Origin of the sequence: Pseudomonas sp. TH15, assembly GCF_016651105.1 — a bacterium.
In the GTDB taxonomy this organism is placed as follows: domain Bacteria; phylum Pseudomonadota; class Gammaproteobacteria; order Pseudomonadales; family Pseudomonadaceae; genus Aquipseudomonas.
On sequence record NZ_JAEKEL010000002.1, the window covers coordinates 264,512 to 283,209 of the forward strand.

The window sequence follows — 18,698 nt, forward strand, 5'->3', positions numbered from 1 at the left end:
GCGCTGAATGATTTAGCTGCTTGGCGTGTCGGTATCGCGCTTGCGCTTGTTGCCCATGCGCACGCCGATGTCCATCAGGAACTGGAAGAAGCCTTCCTGATCTTCCAGCACATTGCTCCAGAACGGCGAGTGATACAGCGCCACGGCGCCGTGCACCAGCGCCCAGGACGCGCAGTAATGGAAATACGGCGGCACGTCTTCGAGCTTGCCTTCGCTGATCCGGCCCTTGATCAGCAGGGTCAGGCGTTCGAAGTTCGAGGCACGGATCTTGTGCAGCTCCACGACCATCTCCGGCACCTGGTTGCCCTTGACCACCTTTTCTTCCAGGCGATCGAACAAGCGATAGCGTTGCGGATCGCGCATGCGGAATTCGAAGTAGGCCCGGGACAGGGCTTCCTTGTCCTTGTCGACATCGGCCGAATGCAACAGCTCGTTCAAATCGCGCTCGTAATCGAGCATCAGGCGCAGGTAGATCTCCGCCTTGGATTTGAAGTGCTTGTAGATCGTGCCTTTGCCGATACCGACGGCATCAGCAATCATCTCGACGGTGACACTGTCTTCACCTAGTTCGAGGAACAGCTTGAGCGCGGTATCGAGAATTTCTTGCTCGCGGCGACGAAACTCACGGACCTTACGAGGTTCTTTATGCATAAGAAAAGGTCTGTTGGGGTCAAAATTCGAAGCCGCGTATTATGCCTAACTTGCGCCAAAATGCACGGATCATCCGAGCATATCTGTGTTTCTTGATGATTTCATGCAGGGTCGACGATTGATGAGAACTCTTCCGAAGCGCCCGTATTCCAAATTTGTTTAAAAACCGGGGCGGCGAAACTGGCGTCGGCGCAATACTGATCAATACTTGAACTGTCGGCGAGGCATCTCCCCCAAGTGTCGCGCCGATATAGGTACCAACGGACCGCGTACCTTTGTTTTACTCCTAATGGTCTTAACCCGGATTCACCCCCCAGAACCCGGGTTTTTTTTGCCTGCGATTTAACCTTTCACATGCGCAAGCGGGAACAGTCGCTTGAAGTTTTCCGTCGTCTGCTCGGCAAAACGCTCGTAGGACTCACCGCGCAGCATCGCCAGAAACTCTGCCACTTCCCGCACATATTGCGGCAGGTTCGGTTTGCCGCGATAAGGGATCGGCGCCAGGTACGGCGAATCGGTTTCCACCAGCAAACGGTCGGCCGGCACTTTGCTCGCGACGTCGCGCAGGGCATCGGCATTGCGGAAGGTCACAATCCCGGACAGAGAAATGTAATAGCCCATGTCCAGCGCTGCCTTGGCCATGTCCCAGTCTTCGGTAAAGCAATGCAGCACGCCAGCCTGCGGCAATGCGGCCTCGCGCAACAGGTTCAAGGTATCGGCGCGAGCACCGCGGGTGTGGATGATCACCGGTTTGCCGGTTTGCCGGGCAGCTTGCAGGTGCAGGCGGAACGATTCCTGCTGGAGCTCGGCCGCTTCCGGCTCGTAGTGATAATCCAGGCCGGTTTCACCGATCGCCACCACGCGTGGATGATTCAGCTCCTGCAGCAGCCAATCGAGCGCGGGCGCGGCACCGGGTTGAACATCCAGCGGATGCACGCCCACCGAACAATCGACGTCGTCATAGCGCTCGGCCAGGGCTTTGACATCGGCGGCATTTTCGACGCTGACGCCGATACACAGAAAGTGCCCTACCCCGCGCTGACGCGCGGCATCGAGTGCGGCATCCAGAGAGCCGTCATGGGCGGCGAGGTCGAGGCGATCAAGGTGACAATGGGAATCTACGAGCATAAAGGGCTGCAACTTACATCGTATGAGTGGGACGGTCGGATTTCAGGGCTCCGGCCAGATGGGTTTCGATTCGACTGCGGGCGGTGTTGTCACCGTCATTGAACTGCACGCCAACTCCGGCGGCCCGGTTACCCTGCGCACCTTTGGGAGTGATCCAGGTAACTTTGCCGGCGACCGGAATTTTTCCCGCCTCGTCCATCAGGTTCAGCAACATGAACACTTCATCCCCCAGCTTGTAGCTTTTGTTGGTCGGGATGAACAGGCCACCGTTCTTGATGAACGGCATGTAGGCGGCGTACAGCACGGACTTGTCCTTGATGGTCAGGGACAAGATGCCGTTACGGGGTCCGGTGTTGAGCGGTTCATTCATGCTGACCTCCACTGCTGATGGTCAGAGTCTAGGCGCACACGGTCACTTCTGGATAGGCAAAGAGGCCCATTGCACCAGCAGCGCCTCAAGCAGCAACGCCGGATTGAGGTTGGCTTTGCTCATCACTTTCTGACGCTGGGCGAGGATCCAGTCCTGAATGGCGAGCACTTTGCCCTGCGCGGTTTTCTGCGCCAGGTATTGGATGACCTTGCGCATGTCCGTCAGGCCCAGGCCTTCCTCATCCTGGGTCAACTGATAACGCAGGATCAGGCTCGACCAATCGCAGAACCAGTCGAACAACAGCAATTGCGGGATGCTTTTCCATTCTTCCGCAAGCTGGGTCGGTGATTTCTGCTGTTTGAGCAACTGCTTCACGCCTTCAACCACCAGCAAACGCTGTTCGCGCACACCCTGGGTCTGCAACTTGACCGCAGCCAAAGGCGAACCGGCGGCGAGGGTCAACAGTTCGACGCGTTCTTCTTGCGAGCAATCCGGCAGCGCCGTCGCCAACCAGGCCAGGCTCATCGCCTCGCTCGGCAGCGGACAGGCCTGCTGCTGGCAGCGGCTCTTGATCGTTGGCAGCAAACGACTGGTCTGGTGGCTGACCAGCAGCAACACCGTATCGCCGGACGGCTCTTCAAGACTTTTGAGCAAGGCGTTGGCGGCGTTGACGTTCATCGACTCTGCCGGCTCGATCAACACCACTTTGCGCCCGCCCATCTGCGCGGTCTGAACCACGAAGCCGACCAGATCACGGACCTGATCGACCTTGATCGCCTTGTCCGCCTCTTCCGGCTCGAGGATGTAGTTGTCGGGGTGACTGCCGGCCTTGAGCAACAGGCAGGATTTGCACTCACCGCAAGCATCCTGCGCGGTTGGACGCTGACACAGCAAATGCGCCATCAGCCGTTCGGCCAAGGCACGCTTGCCGATTCCGGCCGGGCCATGCAGCAAATACGCGTGAGCGTGCTGTTTACGCCCCGCCAATTGCTGCCAGAGGGCGTCCTGCCATGGGTAGGCCTCAGCCACGGGACAACTCCAACAAGCGCGGCAACAACGCATCCAGCGACTGCTGAACCTGCGGCAACGTCTGGGCAGCATCCACCAGCACATAACGCGCAGGATCTGCTTCAGCACGCTTGAGAAAAGCACTGCGCACGGCATCGAAAAAGGCTCGACCTTCGAGTTCGAAGCGATCCAGTCGACCGCGCGCACTGGCGCGGGCCAGGCCGACTTCTACCGGCAGATCGAAAATCAGCGTCAGGTCCGGGCGCAAGTCACCTTGGACGAAGGTTTCCAGCGTCGCGATGCGCTCCAGCGACAAACCGCGACCGCCACCCTGATAAGCGTAAGTCGAGTCGGTAAAACGGTCACACAAGACCACCGCGCCCCGCGCCAGCGCCGGGCGAATCACCTCGGCCAGATGCTGGGCTCGCGCGGCAAACACCAGCAACAGCTCCGTGTCGGGGTTCATGACTTCGTCCACCGGCGCCAGCAGCACTTCGCGGATGCGCTCGGCCAACGGCGTACCACCCGGCTCGCGGGTCAACAGCACTTCGATACCGGCGGCGCGCAGGCGCTCGGCCAGGTATTCGCGATTGGTGCTCTTGCCGGCGCCTTCAGGGCCTTCGAGGGTAATAAACAAGCCAGTCACAGGCAGTCCTTAATCAGAGTCATTGCGGGCTTTGCGGCGCGGGTGCATCCGGCACAGGCGCGGGTGCGGGTTCTGGCGCCGGCGCTGGTGTTGGCGGTGATGGTTCAGGCGCGGCCGTCGGTGCAGGAGCGGGCTTCTGCGTCGGCACCTGAGGCACTTCTTCGGCCGCGGTATCGGGGGATGCGGCGGGTATCGGCGTTTCGGCATCCGGCGTCACCGGAGCGTTGGCCGGTGCCGGGCTGGAACGGTAATCGGCACGACGCTTGAGCTGGAACTCGCGCACTGCCGTGTTGTGGGCGTCCAGGTCATCGGAGAACACATGGCTGCCGTCACCGCGAGCCACGAAATACAGGCTGTTGCCGGCCACCGGGTTCAACGCCGCATGAATCGCTTCACGGCCGACCATGGCAATCGGCGTCGGCGGCAGTCCGGAGATCATATAGGTGTTATACGGCGTCGCTTCCTTGAGATGGGCGCGAGTCAACTTGCCCTGGTAACGATCACCGAGGCCATAGATCACCGTCGGATCGGTCTGCAGCAACATGCCGATCGCCATCCGCCGCACAAAGACGCCGGCGATCTGCCCACGTTCTTGTGGCACGCCGGTTTCCTTCTCCACCAGCGAGGCCATGATCAGCGCCTGATAGGGTTCGGTGTACGGCGCGTCAACGGATCGTTTGTCCCATTCCTTGGCGAGTACTTCGTCGAGTCGGTCATAGGCTTTTTTCAGCAGCTCGGCGTCGGACATGCCACGCACAAAGCTGTAAGTGTCCGGAAAGAAGCGGCCCTCAGGAAAAATTCCGCTATGGCCCAGCTTGTCCATCACTTGCGTATCAGTCAGCCCCGTCAGGGTTTGTTTGAGCTTGTCGTCCTTGGCCAGCGCCGCGCGGACCTGACGGAAATTCCAGCCCTCGACCAGTGTCACGCTGTACTGCACCACTTCGCCGCGCTTCCACAGATCGATCAAACCGTCGACGGTCATGCCGGGCAGCATGCGGTACTCACCACTGTGGATCGGTGTGCCGGCGAGGTTGAAACGCCAATAGACGCGCAACCAGAACGCGTCTTTGATGACGCCATCGGTTTCGAGTCGAATGAATGTGCCGGTCGGCGTAGAGCCTTTGGGCACCTCCAGCAGTTCTTCCTGGGTGATGTTCAGCGGCTGTTCCAGCGCCGAATTGATTTTCCAGGCCGAAGCGCCCAACAGCAGCCCCGCCAGAACCAGTCCGGTTTCCAGCAGCAGCAAGAATTTACGTCTCACGTATCAAGCATCCAGTAGCGCGCGGGCAATGGTTTGGAGTTTACGGGTGAGCGGGCCAACCGACCAGCTCAGTGCTGCATAGGCGCGCACCGGCCAGATGCCATACACGCTGTTGCAGATGAAGACTTCATCGGCCCATTGCAGCTGATCGAGGCTGATGTCGGTAATTTGCGTGGGGATTCCCAATGATGCAGCCTGAAACAATAACTCAGCGCGCATCACGCCGGCCACGCCGCAGCATTTGAGATCGGCAGTGATCAGTACGCCATCGCGGACCATGAACAGATTGCTGAAGACACATTCGATCACGCGACCAGCCTGATCGAGCATCAAGCCTTCGGCGTGCTCGGCGTCTTGCCACTCGGAACGGGCGATAACCTGTTCAAGTCGATTCAGGTGCTTGAGGCCGGCGAGCAAAGGTTGTTTGGACAATCGTGTCGCACAAGGGAACAAACGAACGCCCTGCTCCCCATGAATAACAGGATAAGCAGCGGGAGGATTGCCTTGCAGAATGCGCCGGGCGCGGGCCGCAGGATCGGGGGCGTAACCGCGCAATCCGTCGCCGCGGGTGAGGATGAGTTTGAGCACGCCTTCACCCAGCACGGCGGCATAGGCTTGCAACTCGCTGCGAATCAACAGGTGATCGGCAGCGATCGCCAGGCGCGAACAGCCGTCAGCCAGACGCGACAGATGCCGATCCAGCAACAACGGTTGCCCACTCCTCACAGCGATAGTCTCGAACAGACCATCACCGTAAGCCAGGCCGCGATCCTTCAGCGACAGAGCGTCAGCCGGCTGACCGTCGACCCAGCTGTCCATCAGTCAGCGAACCGGCGGAACACCAGCGAGCCGTTGGTACCGCCAAACCCGAAGGAGTTGGACAGCACCACATCGATATCCATGTTGCGCGCGGTGTGCGGCACAAAATCGAGGTCGCAGCCTTCGTCCGGCTCATCAAGGTTGATGGTCGGCGGCGCTACCTGGCTGTTGATCGCCAGCACACTGAAGATCGCCTCGACCGCGCCCGCTGCACCCAGCAGGTGACCGGTCATGGACTTGGTCGAACTGACCGCCAGTTTGTAAGCGTGGTCGCCAAACACCGACTTGATCGCACGGGCTTCGGCGAGGTCGCCGGCCGAAGTCGAGGTGCCGTGGGCATTGATGTACTGAACCTGGTCGCCATTGATCTTGGCGTCGCGCAGGGCATTGGTGATGCAACGTGCAGCACCGGCGCCATCGGCGGGAGGCGAAGTCATGTGGTAGGCATCGCCACTGGTGCCAAACCCGATCAGCTCGGCGTAGATCGTCGCGCCGCGAGCCTTGGCGTGCTCCAGTTCTTCGAGAACCAGTGCACCGGCACCGTCAGACAACACGAAGCCATCACGGCCCTTGTCCCATGGACGGCTGGCGCGGGCTGGTTCGTCGTTGCGGGTCGACAGCGCGCGGGAGGCACCGAAGCCGCCCATGCCCAGACCGCAGGCCGCCATCTCGGCGCCGCCGGCAATCATCACGTCGGCTTCGTCGTACATGATGTTGCGTGCCGCCATGCCGATGCAGTGCGTACCGGTGGTACATGCGGTGGCGATGGCGTAGTTAGGTCCCTGTGCACCCAAGTGGATGGACAGGAAACCGGAAATCATATTGATGATCGAGCCAGGCACGAAGAACGGTGAAATTCGACGAGGGCCGGAATCATGCAGCGTGCGGCTGGTTTCTTCGATATTGGTCAAACCGCCAATACCCGAACCCATGGCCACGCCAATGCGCTCGCGGTTGGCGTCAGTGACTTCCAGACCGGAGTTGCGCACAGCCTGGAACCCTGCGGCCAGACCGTATTGAATGAACAGGTCGAGCTTGCGAGCTTCCTTGACCGACAGATACTCCTCGACATTGAAGCCCTTTACCGAGCCGCCAAAGCGGGTGGAATAGGCAGAAAGGTCGGTGTGTTCGATCAGACCAATGCCACTGCGGCCAGCCAGAATGCCCTGCCAACTGCTCGGCACATCCGTGCCCAGTGGCGACAACATACCCATACCGGTGACTACGACGCGTCTACGCGACACAGCACTCTCCTTTTTCAAATGACGACTTTGCATCAGGCCTAAAGAAAAAACCGCACGCCGTGATGGCAGTGCGGTTTTTCCATGACAGCAAGCAACGATTACAAGCTATTAAGCCTGGTGGTTAGTAACGTAATCGATTGCAGCTTGTACAGTAGTGATCTTCTCAGCTTCTTCGTCAGGGATTTCGGTCTCGAATTCCTCTTCCAGAGCCATCACCAGCTCAACGGTGTCAAGGGAGTCGGCACCCAGGTCTTCAACGAAGGAAGCAGTGTTGACCACTTCTTCTTCTTTAACGCCCAGTTGCTCAGCAACGATTTTCTTGACGCGCTCTTCGATGGTGCTCATACCTTGTTTTCACTCCTAATGGACAAATTCAGGCAGCTGGCCAGTGGGTAAGTGTATAGAAAGACTTTTCAGTTTTTCAACTGAAAGCTTCACTCCTCAAACCCAGGGACCCTCTGCCTATAAATAGATTGCAGCTTTATAACGGATTTTAGACAGCTCGTATGACATTTTTTTGAAGCAATCCGTCACATTTAACTCATGTACATCCCGCCGTTCACCGGGATTGTAGCCCCAGTAACGTAAGCCGCACCGTCGGAAGCAAGAAAAGCGACCACAGACGCGATCTCTTGAGCTTGCCCCAGACGGCCCAGCGGAATCTGCGTCTGCAAGGCTTCACGCTGCGCCTCGGGCAGTTCGCGGGTCATATCGGTGTCGATGAACCCAGGGGCCACCGAGTTTACCGTAATCGAACGCGAACCGACTTCACGCGCCAGTGCACGGCTGAAACCTTCCAGACCGGCCTTGGCGGCTGCGTAGTTTACTTGGCCTGCGTTGCCCATGGCACCCACAACAGAGCCAATACTGATAATTCGTCCCCAACGGGCTTTGGTCATGCCGCGCAGAACGCCCTTGGACAGGCGAAACAGACTGTTCAGGTTGGTATCGACGACGTCATGCCATTCGTCATCTTTCATGCGCATCATCAGATTATCGCGGGTGATGCCAGCATTATTGACCAGGATCGCCGGCGCACCGAACTGTGCACTGATGCTCGCCAGTACCGCAGCAACGGACTCGTCGCTGGTGACGTTGAGTTCCAGGCCAGTGCCCTGGATACCATTTTCTTTCAGGGTAGCGGCAATGCGCTCGGCACCCGAGGCGGAGGTCGCGGTGCCGATGACGATGGCGCCCTGACGACCCAGTTCCAGGGCGATAGCCTGGCCGATACCGCGGCTCGCGCCGGTGACCAGTGCAACTTTACCTTGCAGACTCATGCAAGCTTCTCCTGATTCAGACCAACGCTGCACGGGCGGCAGCGAAAGCGTCTGGGGTATTGAGGTTGGATGTCGACACGCCTTCGGCGCAGCGTTTGTTCAGACCGGCAAGCACTTTGCCTGGACCGCACTCGACCAATTGGGTCGCGCCCTTGGCAGCCAGTGCCTGGACTGATTCAACCCAGCGCACAGGCTTGTAGAGCTGTTCAAGCAAATCGCGCTTGAGGGTTTCCAGATCGGCCGGCACGCTGGCGCTGACGTTCTGCACCACCGGAATCTTCGGCGCCTGCCAATCAATGGCAGCGATGGACTCAGCAAACCGTTCGGCCGCCGGACGCATCAGTTCGCAGTGGGACGGCACGCTGACCGGCAATGGCATGGCGCGCTTGGCACCACGGGCCTTGCAGCCTTCGATAGCGCGCTCGACCGCAGCCTTTGCACCAGCGATAACAACCTGGCCAGGGGAATTGAAGTTGACCGCACTGACCACTTCGCCTTGCGCCGCTTCGGCACAGGCTGCCAGCACATCGGCATCTTCCAGGCCGAGGATAGCGGCCATGCCGCCCTGCCCGGCCGGAACGGCTTCCTGCATCAACTGGCCACGACGCTCAACCAGTTTAACGGCGTCGCCCAGGCTCAGGCTGCCTGCAGCTACCAGGGCGCTGTATTCGCCCAGGCTGTGACCGGCAACGTAAGCCGGACGCGCGCCGCCTTCTGCCAACCACAGACGCCACAAGGCGATCGAGGCCGTCAGAATGGCTGGCTGGGTTTTATCGGTTTGATTGAGTTGCTCTTCCGGCCCTTGCTGGGTCAGTGCCCACAGGTCGTAACCCAGGGCATCGGAAGCTTCTTTGAATGTTTCGAGGACAATCGGATGTTGCGCGCCCAACTCGGCCAGCATGCCGAGGGACTGCGAACCCTGTCCTGGAAAGACGAATGCGAGGGAAGCAGACATGTAACAAGCCCCTAATGATCTTGTCGTCGGAGAATTGACGTCCCGCTTGGGGGACGCAAGAAACTGACAGTTGGATGGCCAATTGAACTGAGCGGTCACATTTAAGCATTGTCCGACGAAAACGCCTAAGGCAACAAATCCTCCAGACGACCGTGAAGCCGCTCCGGGAGGTTTTCCTGAATCTCGATCAGTGCGCGCTGTATCGCACTCTGAAAACCCTGCACCCCGGCCGAACCATGGCTTTTGACCACGATACCCTGCAAGCCGAGAAAGCTTGCGCCATTGTGCCGTGCCGGGGCCAGATCCGCCTGCAAACGCTTCATCAGCGGCAACGCCAGCGCACCGACTATTTTCGACGCCAGGTTTTTCCTGAACAAGGCTTCGATGCGCCCGGCGATCATGGTCGCCAGGCCTTCGCTGGACTTGAGCAGGATATTGCCGACAAAGCCGTCACACACCACCACGTCCGCCTCGCCCCGGTACAAACCGTCGCCTTCGACAAAACCGATGTAATTGATACCACGGGCACTTTGCAACAATGTTGCAGCAAGCTTGACCTGCTGATTGCCCTTGATGTCTTCGGTGCCGATGTTCAGCAACGCCACACGCGGGCGAACGACACCCAGGGTTTCTGCCGCCACCGACCCCATGATCGCGAACTGCAGCAAGTGCTCGGCACTGCAATCGACATTGGCGCCCAGGTCGAGCAACTGGCAATAACCCTTCTGGGTCGGAATGGCCGCGACCATCGCCGGCCGATCGATGCCCGGCAAGGTCTTGAGCACAAACCGCGACAACGCCATCAGCGCCCCGGTATTGCCGGCGCTGACACAGGCCTGAACCTTGCCATCACGCAGCAACTCTAGCGCCACGCGCATTGACGAATCAGGTTTGCCACGCAAGGCCTGGGCAGGCTTTTCGTCCATGGCGATGACTTCGGACGCCGGCGTAATCGACAGGCGCGCGCGATCCACAGCCGGATGACTGGAGAGCAGTTCTTCTAAAAGGGTGGCTTGACCGACGAGGGTCAGGTGCAGCGAGGGTGTAGCAGACAGGCAAGCAAGGCTGGCCTGAACAATGCTGCGGGGACCGAAGTCCCCGCCCATTGCGTCAATCGCGATGACTTGAGCAGACAAGTGATTACTCGTCAGCGCCCTTGTCGATCACTTTACGGCCACGGTATACGCCTTCTGGCGATACGTGGTGACGCAGGTGAATTTCACCGGTGGTTTTTTCTACAGACAGAGTGCTTGCCGTCAGGGCGTCGTGCGAACGACGCATGTCACGGGCAGAGCGGGATTTTTTGTTCTGCTGAACAGCCATAATTGATTAACTCCTAAACGTTTGGGTCACGCTTTAACTGCGCCAATACACTGAACGGGTTGGACCGCGTTACCTCGTCCTCGCTCGGTTCGGGCTCATCGAGACCCGCCGGCTGCTGGCATTCTTCCGGATGATGAGCAGGCACAATGGGCAAGGCGAGCAGAAGCTCCTCCTCGATCAGTGACTGCAGATCCAATGGATCTTCGCCCAGTTCCAGCACGTCATAACCTTTCGGCAACGACTGGGTATTCGCACCCTCCTTCACCACAGCATAACTGCATTCGCTATGGATCGGCAGGGTGACCAGCTCAAGACAACGCTGGCAAACCATTTTGACCTCGGTGTCGATAAAGCTGTGGATGACCACAGATTTACGTTCATCTCGTTCAAAAACGAATTTAGCCTGCACCGTACCGACAGTGTCGGAAAGCGGGTCGCAGAGTCTCTCCAAATCGGCCAGCAGCATTTCACCTTGAAGGGTGGTGCCACGATCAGCCAATTTGCGCGGGTCAACGTGAGGTGGAATCGGGTCATTCAACATAGGCGCAGCATTATAGGGATGCACCCAGCCATGTCAAAGGAAATTCAACCCTGTCCGTCACTTGGAAGCCTCGCTAGAATTCGCCCCTGCCTTTTGGAGATGCGCATGCTGCCTTTATTACTCGCTTCAAGCTCGGTTTATCGCCGGGAATTGCTGGCCCGCCTGCAGCTTGAATTCACCTGCAGCTCGCCAGACATTGACGAAAGCCACCGTCACGACGAATCCGCAATCGACCTGGTAAAACGCCTGGCCGAAGAGAAAGCGCGCGCACTGGCCGGCAGTCATTCCGCTCATCTGATCATCGGCTCAGACCAAGTGGCGGTACTCGGCGAACGGATTATCGGCAAACCCCACACCTTCGAAAAGGCTCGTGAGCAGTTACTGGCCTCCAGCGGCGCCAGCGTGACCTTCCTGACCGGCCTGGCGCTGCTCAATAGCCAGACCGGCCAGTGCCAGGTCGATTGCGTGCCCTTCACCGTCCACATGCGCACACTCGATCAGGCGCGCATCGAGCGCTATCTACGCGCAGAGCAGCCCTACGACTGCGCTGGCAGCTTCAAGGCCGAAGGTTTGGGGGTGAGCCTGTTTCAAAGCACCGAAGGCCCTGACGCCACCAGCCTGATCGGGCTGCCACTGATTCGCTTGATTGATATGTTGTTGGCTGAAGGTGTGCAGATCCCCTGAGCGGCAAAAGATCAAAAGACCGCAGCCTTCGGCAACCCCTACATGCCTGTGGCCGCCGCCGAAGGCTGCGATCTTTTGACTTAAAAAAAACCGGCCACGAAGGCCGGTTCTTTTGTGCATCAAAGAGACTTATCGCAATGACGGGCCATGAAACCCCATCCACATCGCCAACTGCTCGGCCACGCTGGCACCGAGCTTCTTCGAGAAGCGATCAAACGTCGACTCCTGAATAGTGAAGTCCACCAGTTCTTTCTCGCCGATCACGTCACGCGCGACTGAGCTGGTGTTACCCAGCCCATCGATCAAGCCCAGCGGCAGCGCCTGCTCGCCAGACCAGACCAACCCGGAGAACAACTCCGGATGCTCTTTGTCCTTGAGACGATCGCCACGCCCCTTCTTCACACTGTTGATGAACTGCTGATGCGTGGTATCGAGCACGCCCTGCCAGAACTGAGTTTCCTCAGGCTTCTGCGGCTGAAACGGATCGAGGAACGATTTGTGCTCGCCAGAGGTGTAGGTGCGACGTTCGACACCAAGCTTCTCCATGGTCCCGACAAAACCGTAGCCGGCCGCCGTCACACCAATGGAACCTACCAGGCTCGCCTTGTCGGCATAGATCTCGTCCGCCGCGCTGGCGATGTAATAAGCGCCGGAAGCGCCCAGATCGGAAATCACCGCATACACCTTGGTATCCGGGTGCAGACCACGCAGGCGCTTGATCTCGTCGTACACGTAACCCGACTGCACCGGACTGCCGCCCGGGCTGTTGATGCGCAGGATCACGCCCTTGACCTTGGTGTCTTCAAAGGCTGCACGCAGACTGCCAACGATGTTGTCGGCGCTGGCAGATTCCTTGTCGGCGATCACGCCATTCACGTCGATCAACGCTGTGTAACTGGAGCCGCGGGTGGCGCTTTTTTCCATGTCCATCAGCGGCGTGAACAACAGCAACGCCGCAAACAGGTACACAAAGGTCAGCAGCTTGAAGAAAATCCCCCAGCGACGGGAGCGACGCTGTTCCTGCACGCTGGCCAGCAAGGTCTTTTCCAGCAGCTTCCAGCTCTTATCGTCACCGCCATCCGCGCTTGCCTTGGCAGGCGCTTTCCATTCGTCGGTCATGCCATCTACCCCAGCAAAAACGTATTAAGCCCGGTTGAGCCAGGCGTGCAATTCTGAAAAACGATCAATGGCCAGCTTCGGCTCGAACAACTTCAGCGCTTCGATGGATTGGGCGCCATAACTCACCGCAACCGAATCCATGCCGGCGTTACGCGCCATCTGCAGGTCAAAAGACGAATCCCCGACCATCAGCGCCTGTGCCGCCGGCACATCGCAATGAGCGAGGATCTCTTCAAGCATCAGAGGGTGAGGCTTGCTGGCAGTTTCATCCGCCGCACGGGTGATATCGAAATAGGTTTCCCAGCCGTGCGCCTTGAGTACCCGATCCAGCCCGCGACGAGCCTTGCCGGTAGCTACCGCCAAACGGTAGCCCTGAGCCCGAAACGCTGTCATCGACTCGACCACACCTTCAAACAACGGCGAAGGCACAGCCTCTGCGGCGATGTAGTGATCGGCATAGTGCTGACGGAACGCTATCAGTTCGTCATCGTCGATTTCCGGGTACAACGTGCGAATGGCCTCGGGCAACCCAAGGCCGATGATGCCTTTGACGGCAAAGTCATCGCACAACGGAAAACCGGAACGCTCGGAAGCGACATGCATCGCCTCGACAATCCGACCAATGGAATCGGCCAGGGTGCCGTCCCAATCGAAAATCAGCAGTTTGTAATCAGATGGGTGCACTCAGGCGCTCCACAGTCTTGGCCCACATCTCATCCACAGGCGCCTGCAGCTTCAGCTCGCCGCCATCAGGCAACGGCACGGTCAGCATGTAGGCGTGGAGGAACAGGCGCTTGCCACCCAGGTCACGAATTTCCTTGCTGAAATCGTCATCGCCGTACTTGGTGTCGCCAGCAATGCAGTGTCCGGCGTGCAAGGTATGGACGCGGATCTGGTGAGTCCGGCCGGTGATCGGTTTGGCTTCGATCAGGGTGGCAAAATCGCCGAAACGACGCAGGACCTTGAACACGGTCACAGACTCCTTGCCCTCCTCCTCGTCGACCTCGACCATGCGCTCGCCGGAGCGCAGATTGCTCTTGCCCAGCGGCGCACGGACTTGCTTGATCGAGGCCGCCCAGTTACCGCGGACCAGCGCCATATAGCGCTTATCGATACCATCACCGCGCAATGCCGTGTGCAAGTGACGCAGCATGCTGCGTTTTTTGGCGATCATCAGCAGGCCGGAGGTGTCACGGTCGAGACGATGAACCAGCTCGAGTTCCTTGCAATCAGGACGCAACTGACGAAAGGCTTCGATCACCCCGTAAGTCAAGCCGCTACCGCCGTGAACAGCGATGCCGCAAGGCTTGTTGATCACAATCAGGGCCTTGTCCTCGAAGACAATCGAGGCTTCGAGGCGCTGGAGCAGGCCTTGTGCCAGTGGCACTGGCTCATCGCGCTCAGGCACGCGAACCGGCGGCACGCGCACGATATCGCCCGCCTGCAGCTTGTATTCGGGCTTGATCCGACCCTTGTTCACTCGCACTTCGCCTTTACGCAAAATGCGGTAAATCAAGGTCTTGGGCACGCCTTTGAGCCGAGCGAGTAGGAAGTTATCAATGCGTTGGCCGGCATATTCCGGCGAGACCTCCAGCAGTTGTACGGCTGGGGTCGAAGGGGCAGTAGTCGTCATGGCGCGGATGATAACAATTTTTTATGGAATTGAAGCACTTAATCATTGCTGCTATAGTCGCGAACGCCGCCAAAAGCGGCCTGGACAGCGGACTAACGGTCAAAAACCGGCCCTGACCAACGCAATTCACCAGGACGCGAGGCCGTCCTACGGGGCTTTCGCTACGTAACGGTGGAGTTTGCAGGTGTAACGAGCGCAGGTGACATGAGGCCTGAATCAAGCGGCAAAGCAGAGTTTTCACTCGCCTTGCGAGCCAATATTCATGGCCAGTTCACAAAGTGCAGTCAGCTGCGAATGACCCCGAGCGAACGCTTCGGAAACAACGCCTAAATTAGCCATGATGCGTGACCTCCCCTTTCGGAGCTCACGGTAAATGCCAACCCGCTGCGGATTCTGCGCGCGGCAGCACCCGAATTATCAGGGATACGTGTAGGGTGGAGATGCACAACCGCTGGACTGTGTAGCAATAGGCTTTATCAAGACGCTTCATCTCGTCCACAGCCGCTGGTTGATTCCTCCTCCTGACTGAGTGCTTAAGTAGCCACAGCAAGCAGGACGCGTACGTCGCGACGCCGGCCCACATTGGCCGGACATCGCTAGACACTGGAGTGTCCAACCACACTCCTGACGCACCTGACACCGACCGTGAGAAGTCGTGTGTGCCGAACGCCGTTTCCGGCAGCCCGGAAACCGACGGTACTACATGAAAAGAATGCTGATTAACGCAACTCAACCCGAAGAGTTGCGTGTTGCACTGGTAGATGGCCAACGCCTCTACGACCTGGACATCGAATCCGGTGCACGCGAGCAGAAAAAGGCCAACATCTATAAAGGCCGGATTACTCGCATCGAACCAAGCCTTGAGGCTGCCTTTGTCGATTTCGGCTCTGAGCGCCACGGCTTCCTGCCCCTCAAAGAAATCTCCCGCGAATACTTCAAGAAAGCCCCCGAAGGCCGCGTCAACATCAAGGACGTCCTGACCGAAGGCCAGGAAGTCATCGTTCAGGTCGAAAAAGAAGAACGTGGCAACAAAGGCGCAGCCCTGACCACTTTCATCAGCCTGGCCGGTCGTTACCTGGTTCTGATGCCGAACAACCCGCGTGCCGGCGGTATCTCCCGTCGCATCGAAGGCGAAGAGCGCAACGAACTGCGTGAAGCCCTGAACGGTCTGGTTGCTCCAGCCGACATGGGTCTGATCGTTCGCACTGCCGGCCTGGGCCGCAGCAGCGAAGAAATGCAGTGGGACCTCGACTACCTGCTACAACTGTGGACCGCTATCAAAGAAGCCTCGCTGGATCGCTCCGCGCCGTTCCTGATCTACCAGGAAAGCAACGTGATCATCCGCGCCATCCGCGATTACCTGCGCCAGGACATCGGCGAAGTGCTGATCGACAGCGTTGAAGCCCAGGACGAAGCCCTGACCTTCATCCGCCAGGTGATGCCGCAGTACGCCAGCAAGATCAAGCTGTACGAAGACAGCGTTCCGCTGTTCAACCGTTTCCAGATCGAAAGCCAGATCGAGACCGCTTTCCAGCGCGTCGTTGAACTGCCTTCCGGCGGCTCCATCGTTATCGATCCGACCGAAGCCCTGGTGTCCATCGACATCAACTCGGCGCGCGCCACTAAAGGCAGCGACATCGAAGAAACCGCCCTGCAGACCAACCTTGAAGCCGCCGAAGAAATCGCCCGTCAGTTGCGCTTGCGCGACATCGGCGGCCTGATCGTCATCGACTTCATCGACATGACCCCTGCCAAGAACCAGCGCGCCGTGGAAGAGAAAGTCCGCGAATGCCTGGAAGCCGACCGCGCTCGCGTGCAAGTCGGTCGCATCTCGCGCTTCGGCCTGCTGGAAATGTCCCGTCAGCGCCTGCGTCCATCGCTGGGCGAAAGCAGCGGCATCGTTTGCCCGCGTTGCAACGGCACCGGCATCATCCGTGATGTTGAATCGCTGTCGCTGGCAATCCTGCGCCTGATCGAAGAAGAAGCCCTGAAAGACCGCACCGCCGAAGTTCGCGCGCAAGTGCCGATCCCGGTGGCCGCGTTCCTGCTCAACGAAAAACGCAACTCGATCACCAAGATCGAACTGCGCACCCGTGCCCGCATCGTCATTCTGCCGAACGATCACCTCGAAACGCCGCACTTCGAAGTTCAGCGTCTGCGCGATGACAGCCCGGAAGCCCACATCAACCAGTCCAGCTACGAAATCGCTGCTGCCGCTGCCGAAGTGGAAGAAGTCCAGCCAGCCGCTGCGACCCGCACCCTGGTTCGCCAGGAAGCCGCGGTCAAGACTGCACCGGCCCGCGCCAACGCTCCGGTTCCGGCCGAAGTCGTCGCTGTCGCTCCGGTTGCTGCACCGGTTGCCGTACCAGAGCCAAGCCTGTTCAAAGGCCTGGTGAAGTCGCTGGTCAGCCTGTTCGCGACCAAAGAAGAGCCTGTTGCTCCAGTCGTGGTTGAGAAGCCAGCGACCACCGAGCGTCCGGCGCGTAACGAAGAGCGTCGCAACGGTCGTCAGCAGAGCCGCAACCGTAATGGTCGCCGCGATGAAGAACGCAAGCCTCGTGAGGAACGTGCACCGCGTGAAGAACGCGCACCACGTGAACCGCGTGAAGAGCGTCAGCCACGCGAAGCCCGTGAAGAGACCACCACGCCAGTAGTTGCTCGCGAAGAACGCGCACCACGCGCCCCTCGTGAAGAACGTGCACCGCGCGCTCCACGTGAAGATCGCAAGCCACGTGGCGACCGCGAAGAGCGTCCGGTTCGTGAACTGCGTGAACCACTGGATGCCGTTCCTGCTGTTGCAGCCGCTGCCGTTGATGCTACCGCTGAAGAGCGTCCAGCCCGTCAGCCACGCGAAGAACGCGCTCCACGCCCACCGCGTGAAGAACGTCAGCCACGTGCCGAACAGGAAACTGTTGCCGCCGTCGCCGAAGAAGAGCTGCTGACCAACGAAGAGCAACTGCAGGAAGACGGTCAGGAAGGCGCCGAAGGCGATCGTCCACGCCGCCGCTCCCGTGGCCAGCGTCGTCGCAGCAACCGTCGCGAGCGTCAACGTGATGCCAACGGCAACGTGATCGAAGGTTCGGAAGAATCCGAGTCCGCCGAAGGCGAAACCAACGAAACCAACAAAGCGCCAAGCGTTGCCGATCTGGCCGCCGGCCTGGCTGTTACCGCGGCCGTTGCCAGCACCGTGATCAGCGCTCCTGCTGAAGCCCAGGCTAACGAGCAAGCCGAACGCGCCACCGCTGCCGTGCAGGAAACTGCCCCGGTAGAAGCGCCGGTTGTTGAAGCGACTACTCCGGTAGAAGCTCCAGCGGCTCCGGAAGTTGAAGTGGCACCGGTACGTGAAGCACAGCCTGAAGTTCAAGCTGCCGCCGAACCTGCTTTCGTCGCCCCGGCGCCAGTTGTGGTCGCCGAGCCGGCGGTTGAAACCGTCGCTGAAACCGTCACCGAGACCGTGCGTGAAGTTCGCGAAGAACAGACCGCTTTCAACTGGGTTGCCGAGCCGACTGTCGCTGAAACTCCAGCACCAGTCGCTGAAGCTCCGGTTGTTGAAGCTCCGGTGGCCGAAGAAGCAAAGGCTGCCGAGCCAGTCGTTGTTGCTGAACCGGCACCTGTCGCTGAAACACCGGTTGTCGAGGCACCCGTGGTTGCCGAAGCACCTGCCCCAGTGGTTGACGCCGCTCCGGTCAGCGCGCTGACGCCAAGCGGTCGTGCGCCAAACGATCCACGTGAAGTGCGTCGTCGCAAGCGTGAAGAAGAGCGTCTGCAGAAAGAAGCCGAACTGGCTGCCGCTGCTGCTCCGGTTGTTGCCGAACCAGCCGCTGCTGAAGTAATCGAGGCAACCCCTGCCCCGATCGCTGAAGAAGCCGTGGTTGAATCGGTGATCGCTGAAGCGCCACGCTCCGTTCAGGACGCGGCAGAGCATCACCAAGAAGCCCAGGAAAAAGAACACGAGCCTAAACCTCTCGTCTGATTCCAAAAGCTGTTAAAAAGCCCCGCCCGGTGAAAGCCTGGCGGGGCTTTTTTATCCATCCAA

Annotated in this window: 19 protein-coding genes; 2 read left to right on the plus strand and 17 right to left on the minus strand. The window is 59.2% G+C overall.

The window, feature by feature from the left end:
- Window positions 1–12: 12 nt before the first annotated feature.
- The 14 genes from JFT87_RS24955 to JFT87_RS25020 all read right to left on the minus strand — a co-directional run bounded on the left by JFT87_RS24955 (window position 13) and on the right by JFT87_RS25020 (window position 11,226).
- Entirely contained in the window at window positions 13–651 is a 639-nt protein-coding gene (locus tag JFT87_RS24955) for a TetR/AcrR family transcriptional regulator (protein WP_201191498.1), read from the minus strand.
- 342 nt (window positions 652–993) lie between these two features.
- Window positions 994–1,779 (minus strand): TatD family hydrolase, encoded by a 786-nt coding sequence (locus tag JFT87_RS24960; protein ID WP_201205732.1) that lies wholly within the window; start codon window positions 1,777–1,779, stop codon window positions 994–996.
- A 13-nt stretch (window positions 1,780–1,792) separates the two neighbouring features.
- On the minus strand, window positions 1,793–2,149 hold the full coding sequence (locus JFT87_RS24965) for a PilZ domain-containing protein (protein WP_201205734.1): 357 nt from the start codon (window positions 2,147–2,149) through the stop codon (window positions 1,793–1,795).
- A gap of 42 nt (window positions 2,150–2,191) precedes the next feature.
- Window positions 2,192–3,178 carry a DNA polymerase III subunit delta' gene (locus tag JFT87_RS24970; protein ID WP_201205736.1) on the minus strand — a complete coding sequence of 329 codons (987 nt, stop codon included), beginning with the start codon at window positions 3,176–3,178 and terminating at the stop codon, window positions 2,192–2,194.
- A complete protein-coding gene (gene tmk, locus JFT87_RS24975) occupies window positions 3,171–3,803 on the minus strand; it encodes a dTMP kinase (RefSeq protein ID WP_201205738.1) in 633 nt (210 codons plus the stop codon). The genes JFT87_RS24970 and tmk overlap by 8 nt, the downstream gene beginning before the upstream one ends.
- Window positions 3,804–3,822: 19 nt before the next feature.
- The gene (gene mltG / locus JFT87_RS24980) at window positions 3,823–5,064 is read right to left on the minus strand and encodes an endolytic transglycosylase MltG (protein WP_201205740.1); all 1,242 of its coding nucleotides are present in this window, start codon (window positions 5,062–5,064) and stop codon (window positions 3,823–3,825) included.
- A 3-nt stretch (window positions 5,065–5,067) separates the two neighbouring features.
- The gene (gene pabC / locus JFT87_RS24985) at window positions 5,068–5,883 is read right to left on the minus strand and encodes an aminodeoxychorismate lyase (protein WP_201205742.1); all 816 of its coding nucleotides are present in this window, start codon (window positions 5,881–5,883) and stop codon (window positions 5,068–5,070) included.
- On the minus strand, window positions 5,883–7,127 hold the full coding sequence (gene fabF, locus JFT87_RS24990; protein ID WP_201205744.1) for a beta-ketoacyl-ACP synthase II: 1,245 nt from the start codon (window positions 7,125–7,127) through the stop codon (window positions 5,883–5,885). The genes pabC and fabF overlap by 1 nt, the downstream gene beginning before the upstream one ends.
- A 108-nt stretch (window positions 7,128–7,235) precedes the next feature.
- Window positions 7,236–7,472, minus strand: coding sequence for an acyl carrier protein (gene acpP, locus JFT87_RS24995; RefSeq protein ID WP_003442511.1), 237 nt, complete (start codon window positions 7,470–7,472; stop codon window positions 7,236–7,238).
- 191 nt (window positions 7,473–7,663) lie between these two features.
- The gene (gene fabG / locus JFT87_RS25000) at window positions 7,664–8,407 is read right to left on the minus strand and encodes a 3-oxoacyl-ACP reductase FabG (protein WP_201191512.1); all 744 of its coding nucleotides are present in this window, start codon (window positions 8,405–8,407) and stop codon (window positions 7,664–7,666) included.
- Between the two features lie 16 nt (window positions 8,408–8,423).
- Window positions 8,424–9,362 carry an ACP S-malonyltransferase gene (gene fabD, locus JFT87_RS25005; RefSeq protein WP_201205746.1) on the minus strand — a complete coding sequence of 313 codons (939 nt, stop codon included), beginning with the start codon at window positions 9,360–9,362 and terminating at the stop codon, window positions 8,424–8,426.
- A gap of 125 nt (window positions 9,363–9,487) precedes the next feature.
- Window positions 9,488–10,498: a phosphate acyltransferase PlsX gene (gene plsX / locus JFT87_RS25010; RefSeq protein ID WP_201205749.1), complete on the minus strand. Its 1,011-nt coding sequence runs from the start codon at window positions 10,496–10,498 to the stop codon at window positions 9,488–9,490.
- A 4-nt stretch (window positions 10,499–10,502) separates the two neighbouring features.
- A complete protein-coding gene (gene rpmF, locus JFT87_RS25015) occupies window positions 10,503–10,685 on the minus strand; it encodes a 50S ribosomal protein L32 (RefSeq protein ID WP_008152339.1) in 183 nt (60 codons plus the stop codon).
- 13 nt (window positions 10,686–10,698) lie between these two features.
- Window positions 10,699–11,226 carry a YceD family protein gene (locus JFT87_RS25020; protein ID WP_008152342.1) on the minus strand — a complete coding sequence of 176 codons (528 nt, stop codon included), beginning with the start codon at window positions 11,224–11,226 and terminating at the stop codon, window positions 10,699–10,701.
- A 105-nt stretch (window positions 11,227–11,331) separates the two neighbouring features.
- Between JFT87_RS25020 and JFT87_RS25025 the strand changes: the two genes are divergently transcribed.
- A complete protein-coding gene (locus JFT87_RS25025; protein WP_201205751.1) occupies window positions 11,332–11,910 on the plus strand; it encodes a Maf family protein in 579 nt (192 codons plus the stop codon).
- A gap of 129 nt (window positions 11,911–12,039) precedes the next feature.
- Here the strand turns inward: JFT87_RS25025 and sppA are convergent, their stop codons facing one another.
- Genes sppA through rluC form a run of 3 tightly spaced genes read right to left on the minus strand, consistent with a single transcriptional unit; the run spans window position 12,040 to window position 14,662 of the window.
- Entirely contained in the window at window positions 12,040–13,029 is a 990-nt protein-coding gene (sppA, locus tag JFT87_RS25030) for a signal peptide peptidase SppA (RefSeq protein WP_201205753.1), read from the minus strand.
- A gap of 24 nt (window positions 13,030–13,053) precedes the next feature.
- Window positions 13,054–13,713 (minus strand): HAD-IA family hydrolase, encoded by a 660-nt coding sequence (locus tag JFT87_RS25035; protein ID WP_201205755.1) that lies wholly within the window; start codon window positions 13,711–13,713, stop codon window positions 13,054–13,056.
- On the minus strand, window positions 13,700–14,662 hold the full coding sequence (gene rluC / locus JFT87_RS25040) for a 23S rRNA pseudouridine(955/2504/2580) synthase RluC (RefSeq protein WP_201205757.1): 963 nt from the start codon (window positions 14,660–14,662) through the stop codon (window positions 13,700–13,702). The genes JFT87_RS25035 and rluC overlap by 14 nt, the downstream gene beginning before the upstream one ends.
- A gap of 703 nt (window positions 14,663–15,365) precedes the next feature.
- On the opposite strand from rluC, the gene rne reads away from it, so the two are divergent.
- Window positions 15,366–18,635, plus strand: a complete 3,270-nt coding sequence (gene rne / locus JFT87_RS25045; RefSeq protein ID WP_201205759.1) for a ribonuclease E — start codon at window positions 15,366–15,368, stop codon at window positions 18,633–18,635.
- The last annotated feature ends 63 nt before the right edge of the window (window positions 18,636–18,698 follow it).